The sequence below is a fragment of the Actinomadura livida genome (assembly GCF_014648675.1).
In the GTDB taxonomy this organism is placed as follows: Bacteria; Actinomycetota; Actinomycetes; order Streptosporangiales; family Streptosporangiaceae; genus Spirillospora; species Spirillospora livida.
In genome coordinates, this window is record NZ_BMRO01000019.1 from 83,606 (window position 1) to 90,034 (window position 6,429).

The window sequence follows — 6,429 nt, forward strand, 5'->3', positions numbered from 1 at the left end:
TGGCCCCAGTGTCGGGGCCGGGGGCGCCCGCGGCGGGGACATCGGGCGCGTGTCGCGCGAACGCCCCGGCGCCGCCGGCGCGGCCCCGCCCGCCCTCCCGGCGGCGGCCGCTCAATTCTTCGGCATCCATTCCAGGTAGAACAGGCCGATGCCGATCGCGACGAACAGCGCGGACATCAGCCAGAACCGCACGACGATCGTGGTCTCGGCCCAGCCGGACAGCTCGAAGTGGTGCTGCAGCGGGGCCATCTTGAACACGCGCTTGCGGGTCATCTTGAACCAGCCGACCTGGATCATCACCGACAGGGTGATCATCACGATCAGCCCGCACAGGATGGCGAGCAGGAACTGGGTGCGGGTGAGGATCGCCAGCCCGACCAGCACGCCGCCGAGCGCCAGCGAGCCGGTGTCGCCCATGAAGATCTTCGCGGGCGGGGCGTTCCACCACAGGAAGCCGAACACGCCGCCGAGCACGGCGGCCGCGACGACCGCGAGGTCGAGGGGGTCGCGGACGGTGTAGCACTTCGGGTCGAGCGCGAACTCGCAGCTGTTGCGCAGCTGCCAGTTGCCGATGATGACGTAGGCGGCCAGCACCATCCCGGCCGGGCCGGCGGCGAGGCCGTCCAGCCCGTCGGTGAGGTTGACGCCGTTGGACATCGCCGCGATCAGCAGCAGCGCCCAGATCACGAACAGGTACGGGCCGATCGGGGGGCCGAAGTCGCGGAGGAAGGAGAGGCTGGGGGCGGCGGGGGTGACCTGGTAGCCGTTGGGGAAGTTGAGGGAGGCGACGGCGAACACGACGCCGACGAGGATGATGCCGATCATCTTGGCGCCGCTGCGCAGCCCGAGGCTGCGCTGCTTGAACACCTTGATGTAGTCGTCCACGAACCCGACGAGGCCGAGCCCGGTCATCAGGAACAGCACGAGCATGCCGGAGATGGTCGGCTCGGTCCCGGTGACGAGGTGCGCCACGGCGTAGCCGACGAGCGAGCCGACGATGAAGACCGTCCCGCCCATCGTGGGGGTGCCGCGCTTGTTGAGGTGGGCCTCCGGGCCCTCGTCGCGGATCATCTGCCCGTAGCCGAGGCGGTTGACGATCCGGATCCACACCGGCGTGCCGAGCATGACGAAGACCAGCGCGGCTCCGCCGGCGATGATGATGTTGGTCATCGGCCGTCCTCCGCGAGGATCGCCTCGGCCACCCGTTCCAGTCCCGCCACGCGGGAGGCCTTGACCAGCACGACGTCCCGCGGCGCCAGCCGCTCGCTCAGCGCGGTCACCGCCGCGCCGACGTCATCCACCTGCACGCACTCTCCCGTCCATGACCCCACCTGCCCTGCCCCGCCGGCCATCGCCGCCGCGTTCGCGCCGACGACCACGAGGCCGGAGACCCCGCTGCGCGCCGCGTGCTCCCCGATCTTGGCATGTTCCGCCTCGGCGGAGGCGCCGAGTTCCCCCATCTCCCCCAGCACCGCGTAGGCGCGGCGCCCCCGCGCCATGTGGACGAGCACGTCGATCGCGGCGCGCATCGAGTCCGGGTTGGCGTTGTAGGCGTCGTTCACCACGGTCACGCCGTCGGCCCGCTCGGTGACCTCCATCCGCCACCGGCTGACCGGCGCGGCCGCGGAGAGGCCCGCGGCGATCTCGGCGGGCCCGAGCCCGGCCGCCCGCGCCGCCGCGGCCGCGGCGAGCGCGTTGCCGACGGCGTGCGAGCCGTGCAGGAGCAGCGCGACCGGCGCCGAGCCCTCGGGGGTGACGAGCGTGAACCGCGCCCGGCCCCGCTCGTCGAGCGTCTCGCCGGCGGCGCGGACGTCCGCGTCCGGCGACCGGCCGAAGGTGACGACCCGCCCTTCGGTGCGCGACGCCATGGCGGCCACCAGCGGGTCGTCGGCGTTCAGGACGGCGGTGCCGCCCGGCCGCAGGGCCTCCACGATCTCGCCTTTGGCCCGCGCGATGTTCTCCCGGCTCCCGAACTCCCCGACGTGCGCGGTGCCGACGTTCAGCACGACGGCGACGTCGGGCGGCGCGATGCCGGTGAGGTAGGCGATGTGGCCGATGCCGCGGGCGCCCATCTCCAGGACGAGGTGGCGGGTCGCGGCGTCGGCGCGCAGCACGGTGAGCGGCAGCCCGATCTCGTTGTTGAACGAGCCGGGCGGGAAGACGGTGGGCCCCGCGCGGCCGGCGAGCTGCCCGATGAGGTCCTTGGTGGACGTCTTGCCCGCCGAGCCGGTGACCGCGGTGACGGTCACGTCCGGCAGCCGGTCCAGCACGCCCCTCGCCAGCCGTCCCAGCGCCTTCTGGACGTCGGCGACGACAACGCACGGCCCGTCCACGGGGCGCTGCGCGAGCACGGCGGCGGCGCCGGCGGCGAGGGCCGCGGCCGCGAAGTCGTGCCCGTCGGCGCGCTCGCCCTTGAAGGCGGCGAACAGCGCCCCGGGCCCCGCCGCGCGGGAGTCGATGACCACGGGACCGCCGACCACGACGTCCGGGGACCCGTGGACGGTGCCCCCCGTGATCTCCGCGATCGCCGACAGCGGAAGTGGGATCACGCCTGCGCCCCGTCCCCTCTTGTCCCTTTCACCCGGCGCCGGAGCGCCTCCCGGGCGACCTCGCGGTCGTCGAACGGATGCACCTCGCCCGCCACGTTCTGGCCCTGCTCGTGGCCCTTGCCCGCGATGACGAGGACGTCGCCGCGGCGGGCCCGGCCGACGGCCAGCGCGATCGCGGCGGCCCGGTCGGGTTCCACCACGACGCGCGCCCGCTCGGGCTGCGGCACCTTCAGTCCGCCCTCGACCATAGCGGCGAGGATCGCGAGTGGATCTTCCGACCTCGGGTTGTCGCTCGTGAAGTACGCCGAGTCGGCCAGCCGGGCGGCCGCCTCCCCCATCAGCGGGCGCTTGCCGCGGTCGCGGTCGCCGCCGCAGCCGAGGACGATCGCGAGCTCGCCCTCGGTGACGGGCCGCAGGGCGTTCAGGACGGCCTCGACGGCGCCCGGCTTGTGGGAGTAGTCGACGAGCGTGACGAAGTCCTGGCCCTCGTCGACCCGCTCCAGCCGGCCGGGCACGCCGGGCAGCGACGCCACCCCGTGCACGGCGGCCTGCAGCGGGACGCCCGCCTCGACCAGCGCGACGATCGCGGCGAGCGCGTTGGCGACGTTGAACGGCCCCGCGAGGCCGACCTCGGCGTCGGCCTCGATGCCGCCGGGCCCGACGATGCGGAACACGCTGCCGTCGGCGCCGACGCGCACGTCCTCCGCGCGCCAGTCGGCCGCCGGGTCGCCCGACGCGGAGAACGTCGTCACCGGAACCGTGGCGATCTCCAGCAGCTCGCGGCCGTGGTGGTCGTCGAGGTTGATGACGCCGACGCGGGAGTACTCGGGCGTGAACAGCCGGGCCTTCGCGAGGAAGTAGTCGTGCATGGTCGGGTGGTAGTCCAGGTGGTCCTGGGACAGGTTCGTGAACACCGCGACCTCGAACACCGCGCCGCCCACCCGGCCCTGGACGAGGGCGTGGCTGGAGACCTCCATCGAGGCGGCGCCGACATCGCGCTCGCGCATCATCGCCAGCAGCGCGTGCAGGTCGGTGGACTCCGGCGTGGTCAGCGCGCTCGGCACCCGCCGGCCCGCCACCCGGATCTCGACGCCGCCGACGAGGCCGGTCTCGATGCCCGCGGCGCGCAGCCCCGCGTCCAGCAGGAACACGGTGGTGGTCTTGCCGCTGGTCCCGGTGACGCCGATGAGGGTGATGTCGCGTCCCGGCTCGCCGTACACCCAGGACGCGGCCTCGCCGAGCCGCGCGCGGACGTCGGGGACGACCATGACCGGCAGCCCCGTCGCCGCGGCGCGGTCGTAGCCGCCGTGGTCGGTGAGGATCGCCGCGGCGCCGGCGTCGGCCGCCTGGGCGGCGAACCGGGCGCCGTGCGCGCGGGTGCCGGGCAGCGCCGCGTAGATGTCGCCGCGCCGCACCGCCCGCGAGTCGTGCGTGATGCCCGTCGCCGACACCGCTTCCCAGCCGGTCTGCTCGATTCCGAAAAGCGCCGCGAGTCCGTTCAGCGGACGGGACGGATTGGTGGTGGGGCGCATGGCGTTTCTTTCGGTACGGGCGGATCGGGGCTGCTGGGACGCGGGTGGTGGACTCACAGGCGAGGAGGGTACTCGCTGCCGTCAGTCCCGGGCGTGGATCTGGATGATCGGCGGTCGGCTCCCCGTCGGCGGGATCTTCTCGGACTTGAGGGCGAAGCTCATCACGTCCTTGAAGACCGGTGCGGCCGCATCGCCACCATAGTGGCTGCCCCGCTTCGGGTTCTGCAGGACGACCTGCACGACGAGCTGGGGGTCGTCGGCGGGGGCGAACCCCGCGAACGATGCCGTGTAGCCGCCGCCGTCGTAGCAGCCGCAGCGCGGGTTGACGACCTCGGCGGTGCCGGTCTTCCCCGCGACGCGGTAGCCCTTGATCTGCGCCTTGGGGGCGGTGCCCTCGTCGGTCGTCACGCCCTCCAGCATGTCGCTGATCTGCCGGGCGGTCCGCTCGCTGATGACCCGCCGGCGGTCCGGCGCGGGCGACGGGGTGAACGCGTCGTCCTCGCCGACGGTGCCGGCGACGAGGGTCGGCGCGACGCGCACGCCGCCGTTGGCGATCGTCGCGTACACGCTGGCCATCTGCACCGCGTTCACCGAGACCGTCTGCCCGAACGCGATCGGGTACCGGTCGGTGCCCGACCACTGGGCGGGCGGCTTCAGCAGGCCGGGCGTCTCGCCGGGCAGCGGCAGGCCGGTCTTCCGGCCGAACCCGAAGTCGCGCAGCGTCTGGTAGAGCTCCTGCTGGCCGATGCTCTCGCTGGCCATGATGGTGCCGACGTTGCTGGACGTGGCGAGCACCCCGGCGAACGTGAGCCGCTCGGTCGGGTGCGGGTGCGAGTCGCGGAACACGACGTCGTACTTCTTCATCTTGTCGGGGACGGTGTAGGGCGTCTGCGGGGTTACCCCGCCCTTCTCCATCACCGCGGCGGCGGTGACGACCTTGCCTGTGCTGCCCGGCTCGAACGCCTCCTGCACCAGCGGGCTGCCCCACAGGTCCTTGTCGGACTTGGTGTACTCGTTCGGGTCGAACCCGGGCGCCGAGGCCATCGCGAGCAGCTCGCCGGTGCGCGGATCCATGACGATCACGCTCCCGCTCTTGGCGCCGGAGGCCTCGACCTGCTTCTCGATCGCCTCCTGCGCCTTGAACTGCAGGTCGCGCTCCAGCGTGAGGCGCACGCCGCGGCCGGGTTCGGAGGGGCGCTTCTGGTCCTCGCCCATGGGGATGTGCTGGCCGTCCAGGCTGATCTCCACCCGCTGCCAGCCGGCGCGGCCGGCGAGCATGCCGTCCAGCGAGCTCTCCAGCCCGGCGGCACCCTTCCCCGTGTCGTTCACGAAACCTATGACGCTCGCGGCCAGCGAATCGTTGGGGTATTCGCGGCGGTACTCCGGAAGGGTCCCGATTCCGGGGAAGTCCCACGAGGTGATCAGCCGGGCCTGGTCGGGCGGGACGCCGTGCGCGAGGTACACGAACCGCGTGTCCGGCTTGCTGATCTTCTGCATCAGCGCCGCCGGGTCCAGGTCGAGGGTCGGGGCCAGCGCGTTGACGATCGACTGCCGCTTCTCGGCCTTGATGAGCGACGGGTCGGCGGTGATGGCCCGCGCCTCCACCGTCATGGCGAGCGGGTGGCCCTGCGCGTCGGTGATGTCGCCGCGGATCGCGGGCAGCTCGATCTTGTGGAGGCGCTGCCGCATCGCCTGCTCGGTGTACGTGCCGGCCTCGATCGTCTGGAGCTGGACGAGCCGCCCCGCGAACAGCGACAGCACGAAGGCGACGACCAGCAGCGCGACGTTCAGCCGCTTGAGCGGGTCGCGCCGGTGGAACGGGACCCGGTTCCACTGGCCGCGGCCCGGGGGGCGCCGTCCCGAGCCGCCGCCGGGGCGGGGCCCGCGCGGGCCGCCGCCCGCGGGACGTGCGCCCTTCGCGGTCCGCACCGCGCGGCTCGCGGCGCTCTTGGCGGGCGAGCTCCTGGCGGGTGAGCTTCTGCCAGGTGAACTCTTGCGGGGCGCCTTCTTCGGCGCCGGCCTGCTCCGCGCCTTCTTCTCGGCCGGCTTCTTCGCGGAGGTTCCGCCGGCCCCCGTGCCCTTGCCGCCCGTGCTCTTGCCGCCCGTCTCCTTGCGGCCCGTCTCCTTGCGGGGGGCGGGGACCGTCGGGTTGCGCGCGGGACGGCGGGCGGCGCCGCCCTTGGTGCCCGGCCGTCCCGCGCCGTCGGACCTCCCGCCCGCAGGGCGCGGAGGGTTGCCGGCGCGCCGCCCGGACGCGCGCGCCGCGCCCGGGCCGCCGCCCGCGTCCCGGTCCGCCGGGCCGCGGGAGCCACGCCCGTCCGGGCCGCGTCCGCGGCCCGGCGGAGGCC

4 protein-coding genes are annotated in these 6,429 nt (G+C 73.8%); all 4 read right to left on the reverse strand.

The window, feature by feature from the left end:
- Window positions 1-111 precede the first annotated feature (111 nt).
- Complete coding sequence (mraY, locus tag IEZ03_RS32925) at window positions 112-1,170, reverse strand: phospho-N-acetylmuramoyl-pentapeptide-transferase (RefSeq protein ID WP_184886199.1); 1,059 nt, start codon at window positions 1,168-1,170, stop codon at window positions 112-114.
- Window positions 1,167-2,549, reverse strand: a complete 1,383-nt coding sequence (locus tag IEZ03_RS32930; RefSeq protein ID WP_184886201.1) for a UDP-N-acetylmuramoyl-tripeptide--D-alanyl-D-alanine ligase — start codon at window positions 2,547-2,549, stop codon at window positions 1,167-1,169. The genes mraY and IEZ03_RS32930 overlap by 4 nt, the downstream gene beginning before the upstream one ends.
- Entirely contained in the window at window positions 2,546-4,081 is a 1,536-nt protein-coding gene (locus IEZ03_RS32935; protein ID WP_184886202.1) for a UDP-N-acetylmuramoyl-L-alanyl-D-glutamate--2,6-diaminopimelate ligase, read from the reverse strand. The genes IEZ03_RS32930 and IEZ03_RS32935 overlap by 4 nt, the downstream gene beginning before the upstream one ends.
- Before the next feature lie 81 nt (window positions 4,082-4,162).
- A complete protein-coding gene (locus tag IEZ03_RS32940; protein ID WP_465251100.1) occupies window positions 4,163-5,872 on the reverse strand; it encodes a peptidoglycan D,D-transpeptidase FtsI family protein in 1,710 nt (569 codons plus the stop codon).
- Between the last annotated feature and the right edge of the window lie 557 nt (window positions 5,873-6,429).

Coding starts and splice junctions, on each gene's coding strand:
- mraY (WP_184886199.1), bottom strand. CDS start 1,170: ATGACCAACATCATCATCGCCGGCGGAGCCGCGCTGGTCTTCGTCATG.
- IEZ03_RS32935 (WP_184886202.1), bottom strand. CDS start 4,081: ATGCGCCCCACCACCAATCCGTCCCGTCCGCTGAACGGACTCGCGGCG.